The sequence below is a fragment of the Nonomuraea sp. ATR24 genome, from assembly GCF_041950485.1.
Taxonomy (GTDB): Bacteria; Actinomycetota; Actinomycetes; order Streptosporangiales; family Streptosporangiaceae; genus Nonomuraea; species Nonomuraea ceibae.
On the sequence record NZ_JBGNUU010000015.1, the window covers coordinates 89,290 to 113,549 of the forward strand.

The 24,260-nt window shown below is 72.8% G+C and carries 27 protein-coding genes and 1 pseudogene; 13 read left to right on the top strand and 15 right to left on the bottom strand.

Going from position 1 to position 24,260, the window contains the following annotated elements:
• Positions 1-63: 63 nt before the first annotated feature.
• Positions 64-276, bottom strand: a complete 213-nt coding sequence (locus ACBI99_RS31295) for a dodecin (protein WP_049573305.1) — start codon at positions 274-276, stop codon at positions 64-66.
• A 99-nt stretch (positions 277-375) separates the two neighbouring features.
• Here ACBI99_RS31295 and ACBI99_RS31300 point away from each other — a divergent pair, with 99 nt between their 5' ends.
• Positions 376-690, top strand: coding sequence for a DUF3099 domain-containing protein (locus tag ACBI99_RS31300; RefSeq protein ID WP_219505599.1), 315 nt, complete (start codon positions 376-378; stop codon positions 688-690).
• A 317-nt stretch (positions 691-1,007) separates the two neighbouring features.
• Here the strand turns inward: ACBI99_RS31300 and ACBI99_RS31305 are convergent, their stop codons facing one another.
• The 5 genes and pseudogenes from ACBI99_RS31305 to ACBI99_RS31325 all read right to left on the bottom strand — a co-directional run bounded on the left by ACBI99_RS31305 (position 1,008) and on the right by ACBI99_RS31325 (position 5,097).
• Entirely contained in the window at positions 1,008-1,676 is a 669-nt protein-coding gene (locus tag ACBI99_RS31305; RefSeq protein WP_375074164.1) for a DUF6457 domain-containing protein, read from the bottom strand.
• 198 nt (positions 1,677-1,874) lie between these two features.
• Positions 1,875-2,201, bottom strand: a pseudogene (locus ACBI99_RS31310) (molybdenum cofactor guanylyltransferase); the annotation flags it as partial.
• The gene (locus ACBI99_RS31315) at positions 2,198-3,292 is read right to left on the bottom strand and encodes a P1 family peptidase (RefSeq protein WP_375074131.1); all 1,095 of its coding nucleotides are present in this window, start codon (positions 3,290-3,292) and stop codon (positions 2,198-2,200) included. The pseudogene ACBI99_RS31310 and the gene ACBI99_RS31315, both read right to left, overlap by 4 nt.
• Entirely contained in the window at positions 3,293-4,282 is a 990-nt protein-coding gene (gene moaA, locus ACBI99_RS31320; RefSeq protein ID WP_357586763.1) for a GTP 3',8-cyclase MoaA, read from the bottom strand. It lies immediately after the preceding gene.
• A 59-nt stretch (positions 4,283-4,341) separates the two neighbouring features.
• Entirely contained in the window at positions 4,342-5,097 is a 756-nt protein-coding gene (locus ACBI99_RS31325) for an aminoglycoside phosphotransferase family protein (protein ID WP_357586761.1), read from the bottom strand.
• Between the two features lie 94 nt (positions 5,098-5,191).
• On the opposite strand from ACBI99_RS31325, the gene ACBI99_RS31330 reads away from it, so the two are divergent.
• The gene (locus tag ACBI99_RS31330) at positions 5,192-6,346 is read left to right on the top strand and encodes an RtcB family protein (protein WP_219505604.1); all 1,155 of its coding nucleotides are present in this window, start codon (positions 5,192-5,194) and stop codon (positions 6,344-6,346) included.
• A gap of 4 nt (positions 6,347-6,350) precedes the next feature.
• Positions 6,351-6,806: a type II 3-dehydroquinate dehydratase gene (gene aroQ, locus ACBI99_RS31335; RefSeq protein WP_219505606.1), complete on the top strand. Its 456-nt coding sequence runs from the start codon at positions 6,351-6,353 to the stop codon at positions 6,804-6,806.
• Here aroQ and ACBI99_RS31340 read toward each other — a convergent pair.
• The 4 genes from ACBI99_RS31340 to ACBI99_RS31355 are packed head-to-tail and all read right to left on the bottom strand — an operon-like array spanning position 6,781 to position 10,714.
• Entirely contained in the window at positions 6,781-7,992 is a 1,212-nt protein-coding gene (locus ACBI99_RS31340) for a DUF6596 domain-containing protein (protein ID WP_357586755.1), read from the bottom strand. The two genes, aroQ and ACBI99_RS31340, sit on opposite strands and share 26 nt — an antisense overlap.
• Positions 7,989-8,333, bottom strand: a complete 345-nt coding sequence (locus ACBI99_RS31345) for a YciI family protein (protein ID WP_308125774.1) — start codon at positions 8,331-8,333, stop codon at positions 7,989-7,991. Before ACBI99_RS31345 ends, ACBI99_RS31340 begins: the two co-directional genes overlap by 4 nt.
• Before the next feature lie 52 nt (positions 8,334-8,385).
• Positions 8,386-9,582, bottom strand: coding sequence for an IucA/IucC family C-terminal-domain containing protein (locus ACBI99_RS31350; protein ID WP_219505610.1), 1,197 nt, complete (start codon positions 9,580-9,582; stop codon positions 8,386-8,388).
• Positions 9,569-10,714, bottom strand: coding sequence for an alanine racemase (locus ACBI99_RS31355; RefSeq protein WP_375074132.1), 1,146 nt, complete (start codon positions 10,712-10,714; stop codon positions 9,569-9,571). The genes ACBI99_RS31350 and ACBI99_RS31355 overlap by 14 nt, the downstream gene beginning before the upstream one ends.
• 168 nt (positions 10,715-10,882) lie before the next feature.
• On the opposite strand from ACBI99_RS31355, the gene ACBI99_RS31360 reads away from it, so the two are divergent.
• From ACBI99_RS31360 to ACBI99_RS31375, 4 genes are read left to right on the top strand one after another with little or no spacing between them, the layout of a single operon-like run.
• Positions 10,883-11,797 carry an ATP-binding cassette domain-containing protein gene (locus ACBI99_RS31360; RefSeq protein WP_357586754.1) on the top strand — a complete coding sequence of 305 codons (915 nt, stop codon included), beginning with the start codon at positions 10,883-10,885 and terminating at the stop codon, positions 11,795-11,797.
• Positions 11,794-12,576, top strand: a complete 783-nt coding sequence (locus ACBI99_RS31365) for an ABC transporter permease (protein ID WP_219505615.1) — start codon at positions 11,794-11,796, stop codon at positions 12,574-12,576. The genes ACBI99_RS31360 and ACBI99_RS31365 overlap by 4 nt, the downstream gene beginning before the upstream one ends.
• A 55-nt stretch (positions 12,577-12,631) precedes the next feature.
• Positions 12,632-13,324, top strand: coding sequence for a response regulator transcription factor (locus tag ACBI99_RS31370; protein WP_219505737.1), 693 nt, complete (start codon positions 12,632-12,634; stop codon positions 13,322-13,324).
• Positions 13,321-14,766, top strand: coding sequence for a sensor histidine kinase (locus ACBI99_RS31375; protein WP_375074133.1), 1,446 nt, complete (start codon positions 13,321-13,323; stop codon positions 14,764-14,766). The genes ACBI99_RS31370 and ACBI99_RS31375 overlap by 4 nt, the downstream gene beginning before the upstream one ends.
• A 129-nt stretch (positions 14,767-14,895) precedes the next feature.
• Here ACBI99_RS31375 and ACBI99_RS31380 read toward each other — a convergent pair whose 3' ends face one another.
• The 5 genes from ACBI99_RS31380 to ACBI99_RS31400 all read right to left on the bottom strand — a co-directional run bounded on the left by ACBI99_RS31380 (position 14,896) and on the right by ACBI99_RS31400 (position 18,115).
• Complete coding sequence (locus ACBI99_RS31380; protein WP_375074134.1) at positions 14,896-16,587, bottom strand: endo-1,4-beta-xylanase; 1,692 nt, start codon at positions 16,585-16,587, stop codon at positions 14,896-14,898.
• Positions 16,588-16,870: 283 nt separating this feature from the next.
• Positions 16,871-17,074 carry a hypothetical protein gene (locus tag ACBI99_RS31385; protein ID WP_219505619.1) on the bottom strand — a complete coding sequence of 68 codons (204 nt, stop codon included), beginning with the start codon at positions 17,072-17,074 and terminating at the stop codon, positions 16,871-16,873.
• Complete coding sequence (locus ACBI99_RS31390) at positions 17,071-17,670, bottom strand: TIGR00645 family protein (RefSeq protein WP_308125777.1); 600 nt, start codon at positions 17,668-17,670, stop codon at positions 17,071-17,073. Before ACBI99_RS31390 ends, ACBI99_RS31385 begins: the two co-directional genes overlap by 4 nt.
• A gap of 24 nt (positions 17,671-17,694) precedes the next feature.
• Positions 17,695-17,832, bottom strand: a complete 138-nt coding sequence (locus ACBI99_RS31395; RefSeq protein ID WP_219505623.1) for a hypothetical protein — start codon at positions 17,830-17,832, stop codon at positions 17,695-17,697.
• A gap of 73 nt (positions 17,833-17,905) precedes the next feature.
• Complete coding sequence (locus ACBI99_RS31400) at positions 17,906-18,115, bottom strand: hypothetical protein (RefSeq protein WP_219505625.1); 210 nt, start codon at positions 18,113-18,115, stop codon at positions 17,906-17,908.
• Positions 18,116-18,287: 172 nt separating this feature from the next.
• On the opposite strand from ACBI99_RS31400, the gene ACBI99_RS31405 reads away from it, so the two are divergent.
• The 6 genes from ACBI99_RS31405 to ACBI99_RS31430 are packed head-to-tail and all read left to right on the top strand — an operon-like array spanning position 18,288 to position 24,205.
• A complete protein-coding gene (locus ACBI99_RS31405; RefSeq protein WP_219505627.1) occupies positions 18,288-19,349 on the top strand; it encodes an ABC transporter ATP-binding protein in 1,062 nt (353 codons plus the stop codon).
• Positions 19,346-20,443 carry an ABC transporter ATP-binding protein gene (locus ACBI99_RS31410; protein ID WP_375074135.1) on the top strand — a complete coding sequence of 366 codons (1,098 nt, stop codon included), beginning with the start codon at positions 19,346-19,348 and terminating at the stop codon, positions 20,441-20,443. The genes ACBI99_RS31405 and ACBI99_RS31410 overlap by 4 nt, the downstream gene beginning before the upstream one ends.
• Positions 20,440-21,327 carry a carbohydrate ABC transporter permease gene (locus ACBI99_RS31415; protein ID WP_219505631.1) on the top strand — a complete coding sequence of 296 codons (888 nt, stop codon included), beginning with the start codon at positions 20,440-20,442 and terminating at the stop codon, positions 21,325-21,327. The genes ACBI99_RS31410 and ACBI99_RS31415 overlap by 4 nt, the downstream gene beginning before the upstream one ends.
• Complete coding sequence (locus ACBI99_RS31420) at positions 21,324-22,145, top strand: carbohydrate ABC transporter permease (RefSeq protein WP_219505634.1); 822 nt, start codon at positions 21,324-21,326, stop codon at positions 22,143-22,145. The genes ACBI99_RS31415 and ACBI99_RS31420 overlap by 4 nt, the downstream gene beginning before the upstream one ends.
• A gap of 3 nt (positions 22,146-22,148) precedes the next feature.
• The gene (locus ACBI99_RS31425) at positions 22,149-22,424 is read left to right on the top strand and encodes a DUF2160 domain-containing protein (RefSeq protein ID WP_219505636.1); all 276 of its coding nucleotides are present in this window, start codon (positions 22,149-22,151) and stop codon (positions 22,422-22,424) included.
• 23 nt (positions 22,425-22,447) lie between these two features.
• Positions 22,448-24,205 (top strand): ABC transporter substrate-binding protein, encoded by a 1,758-nt coding sequence (locus ACBI99_RS31430; RefSeq protein WP_219505638.1) that lies wholly within the window; start codon positions 22,448-22,450, stop codon positions 24,203-24,205.
• Positions 24,206-24,260 lie beyond the last annotated feature (55 nt).

Below are 24,260 nucleotides of genomic sequence, written 5' to 3' on the forward strand. Positions count from 1 at the left end.
GTTCCCGGGCGTGTCCGGTTGTTCACCGGCGTGTCCGGGTGTTCCCGGGCTGTCAGGGCGTGCTCAGGCGTCTTCCAGCCTGAAGCCGACCTTCATCCCGACCTGGAAGTGCGCCACCTCTCCCCCCTCGATGTGGCCGCGCACCTCCGTCACTTCGAACCAGTCGAGGTGGCGCAGGGTCTGCGAGGCGCGCCGGATGCCGTTGCGGATGGCCTCGTCGACGCTCTCCCCCGAAGTGCCGACGATCTCGGTCACCCGGTACGTTCGGTCCGTCATGTCCACATCCTCCTTACTAGAAGGCCATGATCGCATGACCTGTGCTCCCAGGGGGGTGCGCCTTCGCGAGCGCCCCGTCCGAGGTCTACGGTGGGAAACATGAGGGGTTGGCGCAGGAAAGAGGCGGTTCACCAGGTGACGGACGCCCGTCCGTCGCTCACCGCCGACGTCCATCGGCGCGAGATCAGCTACCTGGTCAAGATGGGCATCCGGACGATCTGCCTGATCCTGGCGGTCGTGGTGCCGGTGCCGTGGCCCTACCGGCTGCTGTTCATCGCCGGGGCCGTCTTTTTGCCATACATAGCGGTAATCGGGGCCAATGAGAGGGGGAGGGATGCCCCACCTCCCACCTTTCACACACCCGAAGCTAACCAAAGCGAGATACCGCTGCACCGACGCGAGATCGGGTCGTGACTAAGTCTTGACGCATCCCATGGGTTGTAGGTGTACGCTTTAGGCAAGCGCTCCGGTCCCCCGTCGGAGTGCTGGTGCCGGCGTTCCGGGCCCCCGTCGGAACGCCGATGAAGCGACGCCGGGTGGTTTGCCCCCGTAACCACCCGGCGTCGCCCTTTTTCCAGGTAAAGCGTCGCATTAGATGATCTGTTCGACGCGCGCCCCGCGTATTGGATAGGGCTGCTTTCCCGAAATCGTTTACACCCCGCCCTGGCCGTATTTCACAGGAAATCTTCAGGTTCGAGCGGGGTGCTTGACAGCGGTAGTTCGTTCCAGTGTCAGCTGTCCGTCAGCGTCTCGGCCGTCGCCTCGCCCCAATTGCGGGCCAGCGTCGTCAGCCGCGCCACGGCCTCCTCAGGCGCCGTGCCGGCCCCCTCGGCCAGCCCCAGCAGGTACGCCGTCAGCGGCGCCGCCGGCCTCGCGACCCCGTGCGCCACCTCCTTGGTCAGCTCCAGGATCTGGTCCCGGTCCACCCGCGCCGGGTCGATGCCCAGCTCCTTGCAGGCCAGCGCGGTCCATTCGGCCAGTACGTTCATCCGTGCCTCCTCGAGGTCGTCCACAGTGTCGCAGTCGAACCATGCCCGGCGCGGCAACGCCACCCGGGCCCGTGTCAGCGGCGCCAGCAGCCCGCGCAGCGACCGCCCCTCATAGCGGTCCAGCGCCTCCCGCAGCTCCGCCACGTCCCACACGCCCAGCAGCCACTGCTCCCGCCCCTCCCCATCCACGGCCACCACCCCACCGCCCGGCCCAACCCCGGAACCGCCCGGGCCGCGCCGACCGACGTCGCTTGACGCCACGCGTACCCAGGAAGCGCCCCCCACCCGGGGCCCGGACGGCCCGGACACCGCCCCAGACGGGCCCGACCCCGCCCCGGGCGGACCGGAGGCACCTGGTGGGGCGTGAGGCTTCGGCCCTTCGGAGTGAGCGTCCGCCGTCCCGGGTGGCATGGACGGGCTGACCTCCGCCCCTGGCCGGCCGGGAGCGCCTGGCGCCGTGTGAGGCTCCGGCCCTTCGAAGGGCGTTCCCGCCGCCTTGGGAGGGCCGGACGGGCGGGCCTGGCTGGTGGAAGCGTCCGTCTCCGCCGGGTGTGCGGGCCGGTCTGGCGCGGTCGCGAGGTGGGGTTCAGGGGTGGGCGGCAGGGAGTGGGCTGCGGTGAGGAGGGTGGTGACGTGGCGGGCGTTCAGGAAGGGGAGGTCGCCGGCGAGGAGGATGACCCAGGGGGCCGTGACGTGGGCGAGGCCGGCGCGCAGGGCGGGGATCGGGCCCGCGCCCGGCGGGTCCTCGCGGGTGAACAGGACGCCGGGCAGGTCACGGGGCGGGCCGACGACGATGACGCGCCCGGCGGCGGGGACGGCCGCGACGACGTTCTCGACCAGCGAGCGACGGCCGACGTCGAGGCCGGGCTTGTCGAGGCCGCCGAGGCGGCGGGCCTGGCCCCCGGCGAGGATCACAGCGTCGTACCCGGGCCTCATGGCGTCGCGCCCGGGAGGGGGACGGCGTGGGCGGTGCGGCCGTACACGCCGGTGGTCGTCGTGGCGGTGAACAGGGAGTTGAGCACGGCCTCCTCGACGGCGTCGAGCGTCGCCTCGAACAGCGGGCTCAGCGAGGCGTCCGGCACGGGGGCGGCGCCGGGGCGGACGCTGAAGGCGATGCCGTAGTCGCCGCTGCCGTGGGTGTAGGCCGCGCCGACCCGGGCCAGGGCGAAGACGGCGCGCCGTGCCACCCGGGTGAGCTGCCGCGCGTCCAGGGGCGCGTCGGTGGCGACCACCACCATGCACGACCCGGCCTCTCCGTCGTCACCGACCGCCACGGGAGCCGGTAGGCCGGGGAAGGGCGCCGGGGAGCCGGTCGAGGGCCGGTCCCCCTCCAGGGGGCCTGACGGTGACCCAGCGGGCTGCAGGGGGCGGCCCGGTGAGGGTGTGTCCGCCTGGGATCGGTCCGGATGGGAGGGGCCCGCCGGGGGAAGGCGGAGGGTGCCGGCGAAGTTGGCCTGGACGAGGGCGCCCACCGTGTACGGGGGGACGAGGCGGGAGGAGGTGCCGATCCCGGCCTTGTGGCCGAGCGCCACGGTGCCGGTGCCCGCGCCGACGCAGCCTTCAGGGACGGCCCCGCCGGTCGCCGTGTCGATGGCCGCCAGCACGTGCGCCTCGGTGATGGGCCGGGCGCGGATGTCCGACAGGTGGCCGTCGTTGCACTCCCCCACGACCGGGTTGAAGGTGCGCACGCCGGCGCAGTCGGGCCGGGCGAGCATCCAGGTGACGAGCGCGTCGGCGGCGCGGAAGGCGGACAGCGTGGAGGTCAGGACGACGGGTGATTCCAGCAGGCCGAGCTCGGCGAGCTGGGTGGCGCCGATGAGCTTGCCGTGGCCGTTGCCGGTGAACACGCCGGCGGGCAGCGGGCTGACCGGGGTGGCGCCGGGGACGACGGCGGTGACGCCGGTGCGGATGCCGGGGTCGCGGACGACGGTGCGGTGGCCGACGCGGACGCCGGGCACGTCGGTGATGGCGTTGTGCGCGCCGGGCCGGCCGGCTAGCGGGAGGCCGAGGTCGCGCGCTCTGGGCACCTAGCCGCCGATCGCCGACATGGGCCGGGCGGGCTGGAGGAAGGACGGGTCGTCGATGCCGTGGCCGGCGCGCTTGCGGGCGACGGCGGCGAGCCAGCGCTGGGCGAGGTCGTCGTCGGTGGCTCCGGCGCGCATGGCGGACTTGAGGTCGGACTCCTCGGTGGCGAACAGGCAGTTGCGGATCTGCCCGTCGGCGGTGAGCCGGACGCGGTCGCAGGCGCCGCAGAACGGCCGGGTGACGGAGCCGATGACGCCGACGCGGCCGGGGCCGCCGTCGACGAGGAAGCGTTCGGCGGGGGCGCTGCCGCGGTCCTCGCTCTCGTCGGGGGTGAGGGTGAACGCGGCCGACAGCAGGTCGAGGATCTCGTCGGCGGTGACCATGGTGTCGCGGCTCCAGCCGTGCTGGGCGTCGAGCGGCATCTGCTCGATGAAGCGCAGCTCGTAGCCCTGTTGCAGGCAGTAGCGCAGCAGCGGGACGGCCTCGTGCTGGTTGACGTCGCGCATGAGCACGGCGTTGACCTTGACGGGGCGCAGACCGGCGTCGTGGGCGGCGGCCATGCCGGCGATCACGTCGGTGAACCGGTCGCGGTGGGCGAGTTTCTTGAACGTGTCGCGGTCGAGGGTGTCGAGCGAGACGTTGACGCGGCCGAGGCCGGCGGCGGCGAGGGGGGCGGCCAGGCGGGCCAGGCCGATGCCGTTGGTGGTGAGCGACACCTGGGGGCGCGGGGTGAGCGCGGTGGTGCGGGCGACGATGTCGGGCAGTTCGCGGCGCAGCAGCGGCTCGCCGCCGGTGTAGCGGACCTCGCGGATGCCGAGGCGTTCGACGCCGATGGTGACGAGCCGGACGATCTCGTCGGCCGTGAGGAGCTGGGAGTTGGGCAGCCAGTCGAGACCCTCGGGCGGCATGCAGTAGGAGCAGCGCAGATTGCACTTGTCCGTGAGCGACACCCGCAGATCCGTCGCCACCCGTCCGAACGAGTCTCGCAACATGGGGCGTCACCTCCTGTCGTTCGCCAGAGGCCCAGCCTACGTCGGCGTCATGCGCTGTCTCAAAACGCATACCGCTGTACGTGCCGGGCGTCGGCGAGGTACAGCTCGGGGTGGCCGTCGGCGAGGTGGGCGGCGAAGGCGGCGTCGCCGGCGGCGGCCCGTTCGCGGATGTGGCGGGCGAGCCCGTGCAGGACGCGGACGAGGGTGCCGGGCAGCGCCCGCCGGTCGGCCTCGGGCAGGCCGTAGGCGTCGCAGAACAGCCGCAGCCGCCGGATCTGCTCGGCGACGGGCAGCGGCTCCTCGCCGTGGCCGCCGAGGGTGATGGGGACGAAGCGGTAGGCGGCGTGGGCGACGTCCCACAGGCGGGGCGCGGGGTGCGCGGTGTCGAAGTCGATGAACGCGACGGGCACGCCGTCGCGGAAGACGCAGTTGTACGGGGCGACGTCGCCGTGGCAGACGACCTCGGCGGGCTCCTTGGGCGCGAACTGCCAGCGGGCGCCGGCGGGCGGGACATAGCCGATGGTGGCGTCGTGGTAGTCGCGCAGCAGCGCGGCCACGGCGGTCAGCGTGGCGTCGCTCCAGGTGGAGGGGGGCGCCGGGTAGTGGGCGACGGCGCCGGGCACGTAGTCGAGGATCTCGCGCCCGCGCTCGTCGAGGCCGTGGGCGCGGGGCGCGCCGGTGAAGCCGCGGGCGGCCAGGTGGGTGAGCAGGCCGTGCACGGCGGGGGTCCACGGCGCGGCGGGGCGGCGGACGGTGTCGCCGGCCCGGACGACCTCGTTGACCCCGCCTCCGGCCAGCGGTTCTTCGGCGATCACGGCGGGGATCGTAACAAGCCGGCGGGTAAAATGAGTGGGTTTTCACCTGCGCCCCCGGCAGACTGGATCAAGAACGAACCGAGGAGATCCACTCATGCCGCACCAGCCCGCACCGAACCTGCTGTCCTGGGCCAGCGAGATCGACGAGGGAACGATCACGCAGGCCGCTCGCGCCGCCCGCCTGCCGTTCGTCTCCGGGCACGTCGCTCTCATGCCCGACGCGCACGTCGGCATCGGCGCGACGGTCGGCTCGGTCATCCCCACCGAGGGCGCGATCATCCCGGCCGCCGTCGGGGTCGACATCGGCTGCGGCATGGTCGCGACCGAGACCACGCTCACGGCCGCGGACCTGCCGGCCACGCTCGACGCGCTGATGCCGCTGGTGGAGCGCCGCATCCCGGCGGGCGTCGGCAAGGGCCACGAGGACCCGTCGGTCGACCGGGCGCTGAGCGAGCTCGGCCGTCCGCGCACGGAGCTGACGGGCAAGCAGGAGGCGACGGTGTCGCGCCAGTTCGGCACGCTCGGCTCGGGCAACCACTTCGTCGAGGTGTGCCTGGACGAGCGCGACCGGGTGTGGACGGTGCTGCACTCGGGTTCGCGCGGCATCGGCAACCAGCTCGCGACCAAGCACATCGCCGGGGCCAAGAACCTGATGCGCCGCCAGGCGATCGGGCTGGAGGACCCGGACCTGGCGTACCTGGTGCAGGGCTCGCCGGAGTTCGACGCCTACATCGAGGACATGCTGTGGGCGCAGCGCTACGCGATGGCCTCGCGGGCCCGGATGGACCGGGTCCTGGTCGACGCCCTGTTCCGCGTCGTGGGCACGGGGCGCAGGGTGCGGACCATCAACTGCCACCACAACTTCACCCAGCTGGAGGAGCACCACGGCAAGAGGCTGTGGATCACCAGGAAGGGCGCGATCAAGGCCGACACCGGTGACGAGGGCGTCATCCCGGGCTCGATGGGGACGCGCTCGTACATCGTGAGCGGGCGCGGCAACGCGGAGTCGTACCACTCGTGCGCGCACGGGGCGGGGCGGCGGATGTCGCGCACCAGGGCCAAGCGGGAGCTGTCGGCCTCGTCGCTGAAGGCGGCGATGCGGGGCCGCACCTGGAACGAGGACCGCGCGGCGGCGCTGGTGGACGAGCACCCGGAGGCGTACAAGCCGATCGACCAGGTGATGGAGGACCAGAAGGACCTGGTGACGGTGCGGCACACGCTGCGGCAGGTGTTCAACTACAAGGGCTGACACAATGGCGGGCGTGACGACCGTGTACGTGTTCAACGGCCCCAATCTCAACCTGCTCGGCACCCGCAGGCCGGAGGTCTACGGGACGGCCACGCTGGCCGACGTGGAGGCGCTGTGCCGCGAGGAGTGCGCGGCGGCCGGCGTGGAGCTCGACTTCCGGCAGTCCAACCACGAGGGCGACCTCGTCGACTGGATCCAGGAGGCGGGCGCGGCGGTGAAGGCGGGCCGGGCGGTGGGCGCGGTGGTCAACGCGGGCGCCTACACGCACACGTCGGTGGCGCTGCACGATGCGATCGAGGGGGCGGAGCTGCCGGTGGTGGAGGTGCACATCTCCAACGTGCACCGGCGTGAGCCGTTCCGGCACCGCTCGTACCTGTCGCCGGTGGCGGCGGGGATCGTGGTGGGGTTCGGGGTGCGCGGCTACGCGCTGGCGATCAGGGGGCTGTGCCCGACCAGCTGATGCGCTCCTCCAGCAGGGCCTGCTGGGCGGGGTTGGCGGTCAGGCGCAGGGCGCGCTCGTCGGCCTCGCGGGCCTCGCCTGGCCGGCCGAGGTCGCGCAGCAGCTCGGCATGGGTGGCGTGATAGAGCGGATAGCGGTCGAGCGCGGCCCGCAGGTCCTTCAGCTCGCCGAGCGCGGCCTCGGGGCCGTCGGCGTGACGCACGGCGACGGCGCGGTGCAGCCGGGTGACGGGTGAGGGCGCGAGCCGCAGCAGCATGTCGTAGAGGACGACGATCTGCCGCCAGTCGGTGTCGTCCCAGCGGTCGGCCTCCGCGTGGCAGGCCGCGATGGCGGCCTGGAGCTGGTACGGGCCGGGCGCGCGGTGGCGGCGGGCGGTGCGGGTCAGCAGGGCGGTGGCCGCGGCGATGGCGTCGTGGTCCCAGCGGGACCGGTCCTGGTCGCGCAGCAGCACGAGGCCGCCGGAGTCGTCGAAGCGGGCGGCGTCGCGGGCCCGGTGCAGGCGGATGAGCGCGAGCAGCCCGGCGGCCTCGGGTTCGGCGGGCATCAGCCCGGTCAGCAGCGAGGCGAGCCATTCGGCGTCGTCGACCAGGTCGCGCGAGTGGGCGCGCTCGGCGGTGCTGGACAGGTAGCCCTCGTTGAACAGCAGGTAGATGACGGCCAGCACCTCGCGCACGCGGGCGGGCAGCTCGCCGGCGGCGGGCACCCGGTACGGGATCCCGGCCTCGGCGATCTTCTTCTTGGCGCGGGTGATGCGCTGGGCGACGGTCGTCTCGGGGGCGAGGAAGGCGGCGGCGATCTGGCCGGTGGTGAGCCCGCACACCACGCGCAGGGTGAGCGCGATCTGCGCGGCCCTGGGCAGCGCCGGGTGGCAGCAGGTGAACATGAGCCGCAGCCGCCCGTCGGGCTCGGCCGGGGCGGGGTCGCGCAGCAGCTCCAGCTTGGCCCGGTAGACGGACTCGCGGCGCAGCACGTCCAGGCCGCGGCGGCGGGCCACCGTGTGGAGCCAGGCGTCGGGGCGGTCCGGGATGCCCTCGTCCGGCCAGCGTCGCAGCGCGGTCTCGACCGCGTCCTGGACCAGGTCCTCGGCGGCGGAGAAGTCGCCGAGGAGCGACACCAGCGAGGCGGCGAGCCGGCCCGCGTGCTCGCGCACCACGCGGGCCAGTTCGTCGGCGGGCGCGCCTGTCACCGTTCGACGGGCCTGATCTCGACCGTCGGGCAGGCGGGCCAGGTGCGGACCATGGCCAGGGCCTCGTCGAGGTCGGCCACGTCGATCTCGGCGAAGCCGCTGACGACCTCCTTGCCCTCCATGAACGGCCCGTCGGTGATGACGGGCTCGCCGCCGCCCTCCAGGCGGACGGTGGTGGCGGTGTGCGGCGGCGCGAGCTTGCTGCCGCCGGTGATCCGGCCGGCGTGGTCGGCGAACCACTGCTCGACCTTCCGTACGGCCTCGGCGCGCTCGTCGCCGGTCATGGCCTCCAGGTCCTTGGTGAACTGCTCGGTGTCCATGAACATCAGCACGTATTTCACGACATTCCCCTTCCCGTGGGTCTCACCTGTAAGACGAACGGGAGAGCGCCCGTCACGACACCGGCCGCCAGGCGGGCGGCTCGCCGGTGTCGGTCAGGTCCCAGGCGCCGTTCGCGCGCAGGCGGTCCTCGTAGTAGTGGACGGTGGCGGGCATGGGCACGCCGGCGGCGAAGGCATCGCGGGCGGCCCGCCTGAGCCGTTCCGGCGGCACGCCGAGCGCGGCCTCGGCGACGGCGGCGAGGCGTTCGAGCGCGTGGTGGCCGAGGAAGCTGTCGTAGGCGAGGCTGAAGACGCTCTCGCGCGGCTGCCGGACGTCGCGGGAGATCACGTTGACGGGCGGCAGCTCGCGGGTGAGGCCGAGGTCGTGACGGGTGCGGGGGTCGACGTAGACGCCGCAGTCGCGGTAGAGGACGGCCGTGCGCCCGCCGCCGTCGAAGGCGAACAGCGTGTTCTGGCCGTGCGGCTCCAGGACGCATCCCGTACGGGTCAGCGCCCGGCACCACAGCTCGACCATCGGGGTGACGACGCGGCGGGCCAGCCAGTCGCCGGGGTCCTCGCCGCTGCGGGCCACGAGCTGCTCCATCAGCGTCGGGTCGCCGGGCCGCCGCACGTCGTGGCCGTACAGCGCGAACAGCGGCACGGTGAACGGCAGGCCGCCGGAGCGGGGGCGGGCCTCGCGCAGCAGGAAGCCCCACGCCTCGCGCGGGTCGTCGCCGAGCACGCCGCCCGCCACCTCGGGCAGCACGGGCAGCCCGGCGGCCAGCAGCTCCTCGGCGGCCCAGAGCTGCACGGTGATGATCGGGCGGCGCAGCCGCCGGGTGAACCGCGACAGCCTGCGCGGGTAGTGCAGCTTGACGAAGTGCGGCTCGACGGGCTCGGCGCCGATCCGCTCGACGAACACGGTGCGGGCGTTGGCCGAGGGCACCACGGTCAGGTCGGGGCCGCGTTCGACCAGCGCGTCGCGGCCGGGCAGGGCGGGGTGGGCGAGCGTCTCGGGGTGGACGGGCAGCAGGAAGCCGTCGCCGCGCCGGTAGAGCTTGGTGAGCGTGGACTCGACGGCGTTCGTCAGGAACGTCCCGGTGACGCGGAAGGTCGGCACGGGGAAGCGGGGGCGGCCGAGCTGCGGGTGGTAGGGCTCGGAGATCTCCAGGTCGGCGGAGAAGCTGCTGTAGGCGCGGGTGCCCCCGCCCAGGTAGCGCTCGGCGTGCTGCCAGGTGTGGAGGGGGTCTGCCGCGTCATCGAGGATCATCGCGTCCGTCCAGGTAGTGCAGGCCGGGGTGGGGGTGCATGAGGAAGTCGTGGTGGGACAGGTTCCACGCGTAGGCGCCGGCCAGGCCGAAGGCGATCAGGTCGCCGGGGCGCAGGCCGGTGACGGGGGCGTCGCGGTGCAGCACGTCCTTGGGGGTGCACAGCTGGCCGACGAGGGTGGCGCGGCCGGTCAGGGCGGGGCCCGCGCTCTCGCGGTGGATCACGGTGAAGGGCTGGTCGTGGCCGCGGGCGACGGGGGTGCGCAGGTGGTGGGTGCCGCCGCGCAGGACGGCGTAGTCGCGGCCGTGGTTGCGCTTGACGTCGAGGACGTCGGTGACGTACCAGCCGTCGTAGGCGGTCAGCGCGCGGCCGGGCTCGATCCGCAGCCGCGCCCCGCCGAGGCGGGACAGCGCGCCGGCGTAGGCGGCCCAGCCGAACCGCTCGTCCGGGGCGGCGTAGTCGACGCCCATGCCGCCGCCCAGGTCGAGCTCGGGGGCGGTGAGGTGCGGCAGGTGCGCGCCGATCCAGCCGAGCGCCCAGCGGGCGACCTCGGCGGCGAGCCGGGCCAGGCCGGCCGCGTCCTCTCGGGCCCAGGTGAGGTGGGTGTGCAGGCCGTGCACGCGGATCCGCGGCGCGTCCGCGAGCAGCGGCAGGCAGGCGGCCAGCCCGGCGGGGTCCATGCCGAACGGGGTGGCGGCGCCCTCGCCGGGCAGGCCGGGGTTGGCGCGCAGCAGCACGTCGGCTCCGCGCGGGCCGGCCAGCTCGATCAGGCGGGCCAGCTCGCGGGGGCTCTCGACGTGCAGCCGCTCGACGCCCGCCTCCAGGGCGAGGGCCAGCTCGGCCGGGGTCTTGCCGGGGCCGCTGAAGGCGATCCGGGCGTCCGGCGCGACCTCGCGCACGTGCGCCAGCTCGCCGCCGGAGGCGACCTCGAAGCCGTCCACGTACGGGCGCAGCGTCCGCAGGATCTCGGCGGCCGGGTTGGCCTTGACGGCGTAGAAGACCTCGGCCGTGCCGCCCATCTCGGCGCGCACGTCCGCGGCGTGCGCGGCCAGGCCGGGCAGGTCGTACACGTAGGCGGGCAGGCCGCCGGCGCCCGCCAGCCGCAGCGCCGCGGCGCGCACCCGCTGCCTCACGGGCCGCCGCCCCGTTCGCGTCTCCTCATCGGCTCATTGTTCCGCATGGGCGGGTCCTTCGGGTTTCCTGAGAGTGAACGGGACGGCGGCGGGCCGGCCGGGCGGGTTCCCAGAGTTCTCCCAGAAGCTCACAGAAGGCGGTCGGCCGGACCCGCCAGGATCTCGGCCATGACGACGATCGACGTAAAAGGGCTGACCAAGCGGTACGGGCCGGACACGGTGGTGGACGACCTGTCGTTCACCGTCTCCCCCGGGCAGGTGACCGGCTTCCTCGGCCCGAACGGCGCGGGCAAGTCCACCACGATGAAGATGATCATGGGGCTGGCGGCTCCCACGAGCGGGTCCGCCACCGTCGGCGGACGCCGCTACCGGGACCTGCCCGTGCCCCTGACCGAGGTGGGCGCGCTGCTCGACGCCGGGGCGGTGCACGGCGGCCGGACGGCGTACGACCACCTGCTGGCGCTCGCGGTGAGCAACGGCCTGCCCCGGCGCCGCGCCGACGAGGTGCTCGCCAGGACCGGGCTGGAGTCCGTGGCCGGCAAGCGGGCCGGCGGGTTCTCGCTCGGGATGCGGCAGCGGCTCGGCATCGCGGCGGCGCTGCTCGGCGACCCGGCTGTGCTGATCTTCGACGAGCCGGTGAACGGGCTCGACCCCGAGGGCATCCGCTGGATCCGCGGCTTCATGCGCTCCCTCGCCCGTGAGGGCCGGGCCGTGCTGGTCTCCAGCCATCTCATGAGCGAGATGGCGCTGACCGCCGACCACCTGGTGGTCATCGGCCGGGGCCGGCTCATCGCCGACACCGGGATGGGCGAGTTCGTACGCGGCGCCGGCGAGGGCGCCGTGCTCGTCCGCGCGTCCGGGGCGGACTCCTTCGCGCGCCGGCTGACCGCCGCCGGGGCCGCCGTGCGCGGCGGGCCGGAGTCGTCCCTCGTCGTCTCCGGCATGACGAGCGCGGAGATCGGCAAGCTCGCCGCCTACCACGGCGTCGAGCTGAGCGAGCTCACCCCGCAGCGGCCCTCGCTGGAGGACGCCTTCATGGAGCTGACCAGGGACAGCGTCGAGTACCAGGGGGCCCGGGCATGAGCTCCGTGCGCTTCACCCGCCTCCTGCACGCCGAATGGATCAAGCTGCGCGGGCTGCGTTCCACCTGGTACACGCTGGCCTGCCTGTTCGTGGTCGGGCTCGGCATCACGGGCCTGTCGATGAGTACGGCCGGGGCCGACCACGCGGCCCTGACCGAGGCGGAACGGCAGGCGTGGGACCCGACGAACCTCAGCCTGACGTCGTACATCGTCGCCCAGCTGATCATCGGCGTGGTGGGCATCCTGGTCGTCACCTCCGAGTACGCGACCGGGCTGATGGCGACGACGCTGACCGCCGCGCCCCGCAGGCACCGGCTGCTGGCGGCCAAGGTGGTGGTGGCGACCGCGATCGCCGTGGTGGCGGGGCAGGCGCTGATGCTCGCCTCCTTCCTCCTCGGCCAGGCCCTCCTCGCCGGTCAGGGCGTGCCGTACGCGCGGCTCGGCGACCCGGGGGTGTTCTCCGCGGTGGCGGGCGGCGGGGTCTACCTGGCGGCGATCGCGCTGCTGTCGGCCGGGCTCGGCACGATCATGCGGGCCACGGCGGGGGCGCTCGCCACACTGGTGGGGATCGTCTTCCTGGTGCCCGCCCTCGCGGGCCTGTTCCCGTCGTGGCTGCAGGGCCTCGTCGCCGTCTGGCCGACCAGGGGCGCCGCCTCGGTGCTCACGACGGTCCCCGACCCGGCCCACCCGCACCCGTGGCTGAACCTGGGCGGGATGTGCCTCGGGGTGGCCGCCGTGCTGGCCGCCGCGTTCGTGCTGTTCCGGCGCCGCGACGTGTGATGGGCGGGCACCGGGCTTCCGTATCCTGGCCGGCGTGGACGGATCAGGCCGGGCGATGACGCCCGAGGAGGACGCCGAGCGGCTGCTGGTGGTGGACGACGAGGCCACCGTCCGCGAGCTGCTCGCGGCGACGCTGCGCTTCGCCGGGTTCCGGGTGACCTCGGTGGCGACCGGGACCGAGGCGGTCGCCGCGGCCGGCGCCGAACCGCCCGACCTGGTGCTGCTCGACGTGATGCTGCCGGACATGGACGGCTTCGAGGTGGTCCGGCGGCTGCGTGAGCGGCGGCCGGTGCCCGTCCTGTTCCTCACCGCCCGCGACCGCCAGGCGGACAAGGTCACCGGGCTCTCCCTCGGCGCCGACGACTACGTGACCAAGCCGTTCGACCTGGAGGAGCTGATCGCCAGGATCCGCGCGATCCTCCGCCGCACCTCCGGCCACCACGCCGGGGTGCTGAAGGTGGGGGCGCTCACGCTCGACGCCGACGGGCACCAGGTGACGCGGGAGGGGCGGCCGGTCCGGGTCTCCCCCACCGAGTTCCGGCTGCTGCGCTACCTGATGGAGAACGCCGGGCGCGTGGTGTCCAAGGCGCAGATCCTCGACCGGGTGTGGCGCTACGACTTCGGCGGCGACGCCAGCATCGTCGACACCTACATCTCCTACCTGCGGCGCAAGGTCGACGCCGGGGAGCCCAAGCTCATCCACACCGTGCACGGCGTGGGCTACGTGATGCGCGAGCCCCGGCGGTGAGGCGGCTGTCGCTGCGGGCCAGGCTGCTGCTGCTCACCGCAGGGCTGCTGCTGGCCGGGCTGAGCCTGGCCGGCGCGGTCGTCGCCGACCAGCTGGAGCGCTACCAGCTCGGCCGGCTCGACGGCCAGCTGCGCTCGCTCACCGCGCTCGTCTCCAGCGTGCCGGCCCCGGGGCCGCCCGACCTCGCGGACGCCGCCGCCCGCCCCGGCCTCCTCGCGCAGGGACTCGACGTGTTCGGCAGCCCGTACCTGGTCTATCTGGACGCGGGCGGCGCGGTGGCGGCGAGCGTGCACTCGCCCAGGGTGGCCGCCGCGACGCTGCCGCGCCTGGAGGACCTGCGCGCGGTGCCCGCGGACGCGTCGGCCGCCGACCTGCCCGCCGCCGACGGCTCGGGCCGGTGGCGGGCCGTCGCCCGGCCGGCCACCGGGCGGGGCGGGACGGTGATCGCGGCGGCGCCGCTGGCCGAGGCCGACGCGACCATCGCCCGGGTCCGGGCCAGCAGCGTGATCAGCGGCGCGGTGCTGCTCGTCCTGCTGACGGGGGCCGGCTGGTTCGCCCTCGGCCGGGGGCTGCGGCCGCTGCGCCGGATCGAGCACACCGCGGCCGCGATCGCCGGCGGCGACCTCAGCCGGCGGGTGCCCGTGCTGGCGCCGCCCGGCACCGAGATCGGGCACCTGGCGGCGTCGCTCAACACCATGCTCGGCCAGCTCGAACGCGCCTTCGCCGACCGGGCCGCGTCCGAGGCGCGGATGCGCGCGTTCGTCTCGGACGTCAGCCACGAGCTGCGCACGCCGCTGTTCGTCATCAAGGGCTCGGCCGAGCTGCACCGGATGGGCGCGCTGGCCTCCCCCGCCGACGTCGACGAGGCGATGCGGCGCATCGACCGCGAGGCCACCCGGCTCACCGCGCTCACCGAGGACCTGCTGCTGCTCGCCCAGCTCGACGAGGGCGCCGACGAGCAGCTCGACCTGGCCCCGATGGACCTGCGCACGCTCGCCAACGACGCCCGGCACGACCTGCGCGCCCTCGACCCGGCGCGTCCCGTCGAGGTCACCGGGCCCGACGGCGGGCCGCCCGGCCCGGCGCCGGTCCACGCCGACGAGGCGCGGCTGCGTCAGGTGGTCGCCAACCTGGTGGGCAACGCCGCCGCCCACACCCCGCCGGGCACCCCCGTGCGGATCGGCGTCGGCACGGCGGACGGCCGGGCGGTGCTCGACGTGGCGGACGAGGGGCCGGGGATGACGGCCGAGCAGGCGGGCCGCGTCTTCGACCGCTTCTACCGGACCGACCGCTCCCGCGACCGCTCGGTCGGCGCCGGCGCGGGGCTCGGGCTGGCCATCGCCCGCTCCCTCGCCCGCGCGCACGGTGGCGACGTCGAGCTGCGGACCGCCCTCGGCGAGGGCGCCCGCTTCCGCCTGACCCTCCCCCTCCTGAACCCCTGACGCCCCCGTGCAGACCGTAAGGGGCGGGCGCGCCCCCGCGTGGGGGGCGCGCCCGTGGGAAGCCGCGCGGGCCGTACGGCTCCCGGTGCCGCTCCTCCCTCGGCCCGCGCGGAGATCAGGGGTACGCGGTCACGGCGAGGCGCAGGTGTAGCCCGAGGGCGTCTGCGTGTTGCCGCTGGGGCGGTTGACCTGGAAGCCGAAGCTGGTGGCGGCGTTGGGGGCCAGGGTGCCGTTGTAGGAGACGCTCTTGGCCGTCACCGTCTGCCCGCTGGTGGTCAGGGTGGCGTTCCAGGAGCCCGCGAGGGTGTGGCCGGCGGGCAGGGTGAAGGTGACGGTCCACCCGTTGAGCGTGGCCGAGCCGGTGTTGGTGACGGTGACGGGCTGCACGACGTAGCCGTTGTTCCACTGGGTCTGGATGGTGCCCGTCGCGGTGCAGGGGCCGCCGGGGCCGCCGCCCGCGCTGGTCTCGAAGGTCACCGTCGCCGAGGGGGTGGACAGGTTGCCGGCGCCGTCGCGGGCGCGCACGTACACCTGGTACTCGGTGTCGGCCGTCAGGCCGGTGAGGGTGGTGGAGTTGGTGGCCGACTGGCCGAGCAGCGTGTCGGTGGCGCCCTGCTCGCGGTAGACGTTGTAGCCGGCCAGGCCGCTGCCGCCGGAGTCGGTGGAGGCCGCCCAGGACAGGCTCGCCGAGCTGCTCGTGACGCCGGAGGCCGCCGGGGTGCCCGGGGTGGTCGGCGGGGTGGTGTCGTTGCCGGTGCCGCCGGCGAGCGCGTCGTGCACGGCGGTGTAGGCCGGCTTGGTCTGGTAGTTCTCGTTGTAGATGAGCGCGGCGCCCTCGCCGGGGAACGTGTCGGGCACCCAGGAGTGCCTGTCGGTGATGCCCCAGATGGTGACGCCGGCGCAGGCGGTCACGGCGAGGCAGGCGTTGACGACGTTGCGGTAGTAGGTGGCCTGGGTGGCGTCCTTGGAGGCGTCGCGCGGCATCTGCATGCGCACGTCGAGCTCGGTGATGCGCACCTGGACGCCGAGGTCGGCGAAGCGCTGCAGGTTCTGCTGCAGGTCGTTGGGGAAGCCGTACTGGATGGCCAGGTGGCTCTGGAAGCCGACGCAGTCGACGGGCACGTTCTGCTGGCGCAGCGACCGGACCAGGTTGTACATGGCGGTGCTCTTGGCGTTGATGCCTTCGACGTTGTAGTCGTTGATGCACAGCCGGGCGTCGGGGTCGGCGGCGCGGGCGTAGCGGAAGGCGTCGGCGATGTAGCTCTGGCCGAGCGTGTTGTACCAGAACGAGGTGCGCAGGCTGCCGTTCTCCTCGAAGACCTCGTTGACCACGTCCCAGGAGACCAGGGCGGGGTTGTCGGCGTAGCGGCCGGCGACCGTGTCGATGTGGTTGCGCATGGCCTCGCGCATGGCGGTGGCGGGCAGGTTCTGCACCCAGGTGGGGGTCTGGCTGTGCCAGACGAGCGTGTGGCCGTGGACCTGCTGGTCGTTCTGCTGGGCGAAGTTCATGATGGCGTCGGCGCCGGAGAAGTTGAACTGGCCCTGGCTGGGCTCGGTGGCGTCCCACTTCATCGCGTTCTCGGCGGTGATCTGGTTGAACTCGCCGGCCGCGAGGGTGCGGTACTGGGTCTCGTTCGACAGCGGCCCGGTGGCGAGGGCGGCGCCGATGAACTTGCCGCGTGCGGCGGCGTGCTGGCGCAGCGGCGCCGAGGCGTCGGCGGGGACGGCCGGCGCCAGGAACACGGTGAGCAGGGCGAGGGCCGCCGCCGCCGTGAGGGTTCTGATCCGGGCTCCGGATCTGTTGAGCGTTGTCGAGAGCACGAGCACCTACCTCCGCGAAGTTCCGATCCCGAAAGTTTCATCAGCCCGGGACCCTTGCGGGGAAGGTATTGACATGCGAGAGCGTGGTCAATGCCGGGAACGGCGTCCCGTCATCGGCGCAGGTGGTGAGCAGAAATTATCGGACGCTATATGAAACTTTCACGGGCGGAGGGCGCCGCGTGCCCGCCCCGCAGGGGGAGCTGGGGGCGGGCACGGGGTCCCGGTAGGTGGGTGGCCTGCCGGGAGCATGGCGGTCAGGCGCCGGTCCTGCGCCTCGTGCCGGTCATGCGTCGTCGTCGGAGACGCGCGAGGCGTCCGTGCACGTGCTGGATCCGGAGCTGAGCACGGGGAACAGCGCGCCGCAGGTGCTGACCGGCGCCGACACCGGCTCGACGATCTCGTCGTTGAAGATGATGATGTCGCCGATGAGCGGTGGAGCCGGCTTGGCCGCCGCCGGGGACACCTGCGCGAGCAAGCCGACGATCACGCCGCCGATACCCGTTGCTGCGGCGAGGCGGAAGCCGGGTCGCCCGGCCGGTGCCGGCTCGGCCGGCTGTTCAGCATGATGCGGTCGATGAGGGCCAGCGCGACAGCCGAGACGATGAAGGTCAGATGAATCAACGTTTTCCATAGCAGTTCCCTGTCGGTGACGGCCGGGCGGGCCGCGTTGATGAATATCTGCAGCAGGTGGATGGAGGAGATGCCGATGATGGCCATGGCGAGCTTGACCTTGAGCACGTTGGCGTTCACGTGGGAGAGCCATTGGGGCTGGTCGGGATGCCCCTCGATGCGCAGGCGCGACACGAACGTCTCGTAGCCGCCCACTATCACCATGATCAGCAGGTTGGAGATCATCACCACGTCCACCAGGCCGAGGACGATGAGCATGACGGTGGTCTCCGGAGGGTGGCCGCCGAACCCGAGCTCCACGAGGTGGATCAGCTCGGCCATGAACCGCCACACGTACACGACCTGCGCGGCGATGAGGCCCAGGTAGAGGGGTGCCTGGATCCAGCGGCTGAGGAACATGACGTAGCCGAGGCGCTTGAGCGGGCTGCGCCGCTCCCGGGGGGCGCCGGCCACGTGCAGAGGCAGGGGCGGGTGCATCTAGGACGTGAGGAGGTTGACGTGCTGGATGACGGTCTCCAGGCCGATCAGCGGCTCGCCGCCGGCGTCCGCCGCCAGGGGCGGCAGGACGATCGCGGCCGCCGTGAGGACGGCGACGTACAGGGTCCGCAGGTACAACGCTGCTCCTTGGGGTTGCTGGGCGGAACGGAAACCTGCGGCCGGGACGGGGGCCGCCCCGGCCTGCCGAGAGTCAGGGCGCGGTCAGGCAGTTGACGGCGGGCACCTCGGCCGGGAGTCCCGGGGCCGAGGGGTCGACGAGGGTGGTGACCTCGCCGGCGCTGGCCGTGAGGCACTCGAGGGCCCCGACCGGGTCGACGATGGCGTGGGCGGGCGCGGTGGCGGCGAGCAGGCCGCCGGCCACGAGGGCGGCGACGCCGGTCAGGCGAAGCGTGCGGTGCATGAGACCTCCTGGGTCCGGTAGGGGAACACCCCTGAACTGCTACCCACAGTAGTTTTTCAGTAACTCTCAGTACAGGAATTGACCGCGATTCTCATGTGCGCCGCCGCGAAAAAGACCCTTTGCACGCCTTTGTGGATCATGTTAACTGGCGGAGAAAAGGTGGCGATCTATCATGCTGCTCATCGACGGCGTCCGCGTACGGCAGCGCGGCGAGGTCTGGCTCGACGACATCAACCTGGAGTTACCGAGGGGGATGACCACCCTCCTGGGGCCGATGACGGCAGGCAAGACGACGCTCATGCGGGTCGTCGCCGGGCTGCATCCACCGGACGCGGGGCGGGTGCTCGTCGGCGGGCGTGACGTCACCTCGGTCTCGGTGCGCCGCAGGTCGGTCGCCTTCGTCTACCAGCGCTTCATCAACTACCCGACGCTGACGGTGTACGAGAACATCGCCTCCCCGCTGCGCCTGGACCGGGCCTTCCCCCGCGAGTCGGTGGACCGGCGGGTGCGCGAGGTGGCCGAGCTGATGGGCATCGGCGAGCTGCTGGACCGGCGGCCCGGCGAGCTGTCCGGCGGCCAGCAGCAGCGCACCGCGATCGCCAGGGCGCTGGCCCGCCCGGTGGACGTGCTGCTGCTCGACGAGCCGCTGGCCAACCTGGACTTCAAGCTGCGCGAGCAGTTGCGCGCCGACCTCAGGGGCATGTTCGCGGACTCCCCCGGCGTGGTGCTGTACGCGACGGCCGACCCGAACGAGGCGCTGTCGTTCGGCGCCCCGGCCGTGGTGCTGGGCGAGGGCCGGGTGCTGCACACCGGCGACGTGGCCGCCCTGTACGCCGGGCCGCCGTCGCTGGCGGTCGCGGCGGCGCTCAGCGACCCGCCGCTCAACGTGCTGCCGGGCGTGGCGCGCGAGGGCGGCATCGACTGCCTCGGCGCGACCTTCCCCGCCCCCGCCGGGCTGCCGCCGGGTCGTGAGGTGGCGCTGGCCGTGCGCCCGCACCAGGTGGCCGTCGAGCGCCCGGGCGGCGGCGCGGTGGGCTTCCCCGGGGAGGTCCGGCTGGCGGAGGTGACGGGCGGGTCGACGTTCCTGCACCTGCTGCTGGACGGCGGCCCGCACGTGGTGGCCCACCTGCCGGGCACGCGGGCCTACGAGCCGGGCGGCCGGGCGACCGCGTACGTGGACCCGGAGGACGTGTTCGTGTTCGAGTCGCGGCATGGCGGAGGACAATCTGCATGACTGACATCCGGCTGGAGGGCGTGGGACACAGCTACGACGGCGGCCGGACGTGGGCGCTGCGGCCGACGACGTGGACGTGGCGCGGGTCTCGGGCGTACGCGCTGCTCGGGCCGAGCGGGTGCGGCAAGACGACACTGCTGAACATCGTCTCGGGCCTGCTCTCCCCCACCACCGGCCGGATCTGGTTCGGCGACCGGGACGTGACCGGGGTGCCGACGGCGGGGCGCAACATCGCGCAGGTCTTCCAGTTCCCGGTGCTGTACGAGGAGATGTCGGTCTACGACAACCTGGCCTTCCCGCTGCGCAACCGGGGCCTGGGCCGGGCGGAGACGGACCGGCGGGTGCGGGAGGTGTCGCGGCTGCTGGGCCTGGACGAGCATCTGCGGCGCCGGTCGAGGCGGCTGGACCCGGGCCGGCAGCAGATCGTCGCGCTGGGCCGCGGGCTGGTGCGGCCGGACGTGGCGGCGGTGCTGCTGGACGAGCCGCTGACCGTGGTCGACCCGGCGGTGAAGTGGGCGCTGCGCAGCAAGCTGAAGGAGATCCACCGCGACACCGGGCACACGCTGATCTACGTCACGCACGACCAGACGGAGGCGCTGACGTTCGCCGACGAGGTGGTCGTGCTCAACGAGGGGCGCATCGTGCAGGCGGGCGAGCCGGGCGAGCTGTTCCTGTCGCCGGCGCACGAGTTCGTCGGCCACTTCATCGGCTCGCCCGGCATGAACGTGCTGCCGGGCGAGCTGGCCGGCGGCGTGGTGCGGGTCGGCGGCACGGCGCTGGGGCGGGCCTCCGGCGACCTGCCGCCGGGGCCGGTGCGGGTCGGGGTGCGGCCGGAGTTCGTCCGCCTGGGCGCCGGGCACGGCGGGCTGAACGGGCTGACGGGCCGGGTGACGGGGGTGGACCGGATGGGCGCCTACGACCTGGTGCACGCGGCGGTGGACGGGCACCCGCTCGTCGTCCGTGCGGAGGCCGGGGCGGCGGTCACGGTGGGCAAGGCGGAGCCGCTGAGCTTCGCCGAGGGGCGCGCGTTCCTGTTCAGGGACGCCGTCAGGTGCGGGGTCGTCGAGCCGCTGGACGGGAGGCCCGGAGCGTGAGCGAGAAGCGCCCGCCGGAGGTGAAGCGGCGCGACAACCGGGCCTGGTGGCTGGTGCTGCCGGTCGTGCTGTCGGTGGCGTTCACCGCGGTGATCCCGCTGATGACGGTCGTGAACTACTCGGTGCAGGACGTGTTCAGCCCGAACGACCGGATCTTCGTCGGGCTGGAGTGGTTCCGCGACGTGACCCGCGACCCGGAGGTGCGCGCGGCGTTCGGCCGCACGCTGCTGTTCTCGGCGCAGGTGCTGCTCGTCGAGATCCCGCTGGGGGTGGCGATCGCGGCGACGATGCCGCGCCACGGGCGGGTCGCGGTGCCGGCGGCGCTGGTCGTGGTGGCGCTGCCGCTGCTCATCCCGTGGAACGTGGTCGGCACCATCTGGCAGATCTTCGCCCGTCCCGACATCGGCCTGGGCGGCTGGGCGGTCAACCGGGTGCCGGGCGTGAACTTCAACTACACGCTCGACGCCACCGACGCGTGGATCACGGTGCTCGTCATGGACGTGTGGCACTGGACGCCGCTGGTGGCGCTGCTGGCGTACGCGGGGCTGCGGTCGATCCCGGACCCGTACTTCCAGGCGGCGCAGATCGACGGGGCGTCGGCGTGGGCGACGTTCCGGCACGTCCAGCTCCCGAGGCTGCGCGGGGTGCTGACGATCGCGATCCTGCTGCGGTTCATGGACAGCTTCATGATCTACACCGAGCCGTTCGTGGTGACGGGCGGCGGGCCAGGCAACGCCACGTCGTTCCTCAGCATCCTGCTGTCGAAGATCGCCGTCGGGCAGTTCGACCTGGGGCCGGCGGGCGCGTTCTCGCTGCTGTACTTCCTGGTGGTGCAGATCGCCTGCTACGTGTTCTTCACCGTGCTGACGAGGAGCGGCCGATGAGCGGGCGGGACGGGCGGCGGCTGCCGTGGGCGCGGACGGTGTTCTGGCTGTACGGGGCGACGCTGCTGCTGCCGGTGCTGTGGATGTTCGGCATGTCGATCCGCCCGAACCAGGACATCCTCGGAAGCTTCTCGCTGATTCCGCAGCGGGTGACGTTCGACAACTACGTCACGTTCTTCACGAACCCGGTGTGGTATTCGAGCTACCTGAACTCGATCGTCTACACGTCGATGAACGCGGTGATGTCGCTGGTCGTGGCGTTGCCGGCGGCGTACGCGTTCTCCCGGTTCCGCTTCGCCGGCGACCGGCACCTGTTCTTCTGGCTGCTGACGAACCGGATGGCACCCCCGGCGGTGTTCCTGCTGCCGTTCTTCCAGATCTACCAGTCGGTCGGCCTGTTCGACACGCATCTGGGCGTGGCGATCGCGCACATGCTGTTCAACGTGCCGCTGGCGGTGTGGATCCTGGAGGGGTTCATGTCGGGCATCCCCCGCGAGATCGACGAGACGGCGGCGATCGACGGCTACTCGCTCCCCCGGTTCTTCGTGCGGATCTTCCTGCCGATGATCCGGTCGGCGATCGGCGTGACGCTGTTCTTCTGCTTCATGTTCAGCTGGGTGGAGCTGCTCATCGCCAGGACGATCACCTCGGTGAACGCCAAGCCGATCGCCGCCACGATGACGCGCACGGTGAGCGCGGCGGGCGTCGACTGGGGGCTGCTGGCGGCGGCCGGGGTGCTGACGATCGTGCCGGGCGCGATCGTCATCTGGTTCGTGCGCAACTACATCGCCCGCGGGTTCAGCCTGGGGAGGGTGTGAGCGGTGCTGGAGTGGATGGTGTGGACGGCGCCCACGGCGCTGGTGTTCGCCGGGCTGGCGCTGCTGCTGGCCGGGATGGCCGTCTGGGCGCGGATCTCGCCGCCGGTGGCGCGGCGCGGCTTCCTGCGCATCGAGACCGATCGGGGTGACCGGCTGTACATCGGCCTCGTCAGCGCCGCCGTGGTGCTCGCCGGGTGGATCGCGGTCAGCGACCTGTCCATGTGGCTCGCGCTGGCGCTCGCGGTCGTGGTGGTGCTGGTCATCGGCAGATGGGGCTGACCCGAGGAGGCGCAATGGCGTTCATGGCACGAGGTCCGGCCGTACCCGTCCTGCTGCTCGCCCTGGTGGCGGCGGGATGCTCGCAGGGGCAGGGAGGCGGTGGCGGCGAGTTCCGGGAGGCGGACGCGAAGGCGGCGGCGCAGCGGTGGGTGTCCACCGAGTTCACGCCGAGCACGCTGACGCGCGACCAGCAGCTGGCCGAGATGGACTGGTTCATGAAAGCGGCCCAGCCGTACCGGGGCATGGAGATCAACGTCGTGTCCGAGACGATCACCACGCACCAGTACGAGTCGCAGCGCCTGGCCAAGGCGTTCGGCGAGATCACCGGCATCCGGGTCAAGCACGACCTGATCCAGGAGGGCGACGTGATCGAGAAGCTGCAGACGCAGATCCAGGGCGACCAGAACATCTACGACGCCTACGTCAACGACTCCGACCTGATCGGCACGCACGCGCGCGGCGACTACGTCTTCCCGCTGTCGGACTACATGGCCGGCGAGGGCAAGGCCGTCACCTCGCCGACGCTCGACCTCGGCGACTTCATCGGCATCAGCTTCACGACCGGGCCGGACAAGAAGCTCTACCAGCTTCCCGACCAGCAGTTCGCCAACCTCTACTGGTTCCGCTACGACTGGTTCACCGACCCGGCGATCAAGAAGCAGTTCCGCGACGCCTACGGCTACGAGCTGGGCGTCCCGGTCAACTGGGCGGCCTACGAGGACATCGCGGAGTTCTTCACCTCGAAGGTCAACGGCGACGGCACGATCGACGGCGTCAAGGTGTACGGCCACATGGACTACGGGCGCAAGGACCCGTCGCTCGGCTGGCGGTTCACCGACTCGTGGCTGTCGATGGCGGGCAACGGCGACCCGGGCCTGCCGAACGGGCTGCCGGTCGACGACTGGGGCATCCGGGTGGAGAACTGCCGCCCGGTGGGCTCGTCGGTCACCCGGGGCGGCGACACCAACGGCCCGGCGGCCGTCTACGCGCTGACCAAGTACGTCGACTGGCTGAAGCGGTTCGCGCCGAGATCGGCGGCCGGGATGAACTTCAGCGAGGCCGGCCCGGTGCCCGCGCAGGGCAACGTCGCCCAGCAGATCTTCTGGTACACCTCGTTCACCGCCGACATGACCAAGCAGGGGCTGCCGGTCGTCAACGCCGACGGCACGCCGAAGTGGCGCATCGCGCCGAGCCCGCACGGCGCGTACTGGAAGGAGGGCAACAAGCTCGGCTACCAGGACGCGGGCTCGTGGACGCTGCTGCGCAACACCCCGGCGGAGCGCCGCGCGGCGGCCTGGCTGTACGCGCAGTTCGTCACGTCCAAGACGGTGTCGCTGAAGAAGTCCATCGTCGGGCTGACCTTCATCCGCGACTCCGACCTGCGCAGCGACCACTTCGAGCGGAACGCGGACAAGTACGGCGGCCTGATCGAGTTCTACCGGGGCCCGGCGCGTGAGCAGTGGACGCCGACCGGGACGAACGTGCCGGACTACCCGAGGCTGGCGCAGCTGTGGTGGCAGAACGTGGCCACCGCCGTCACCGGGGAGACGACGCCGCAGCAGTCGATGGACAACCTGGCCAGGCAGCAGGACGACATCCTGTCGCGGCTGGAGCGGCGCGGCTACGGCGGCGCGTGCGCGCCCAAGCTGAACCCCGAGCGTGACGCGCAGCACTGGCTGGACCAGCCGGGCGCGCCCGCGCCGAAGCTCGCCGACGAGCGCGGCAAGCCCGAGACGCTCGACTACGACCAGCTCGTCGCCCAGTGGAAGAAGATCGACTGACGGCGGCCCCGGTTTCCGGCCGGAGACCTCAGGGCAGGACTCCGGCCAGGGGATT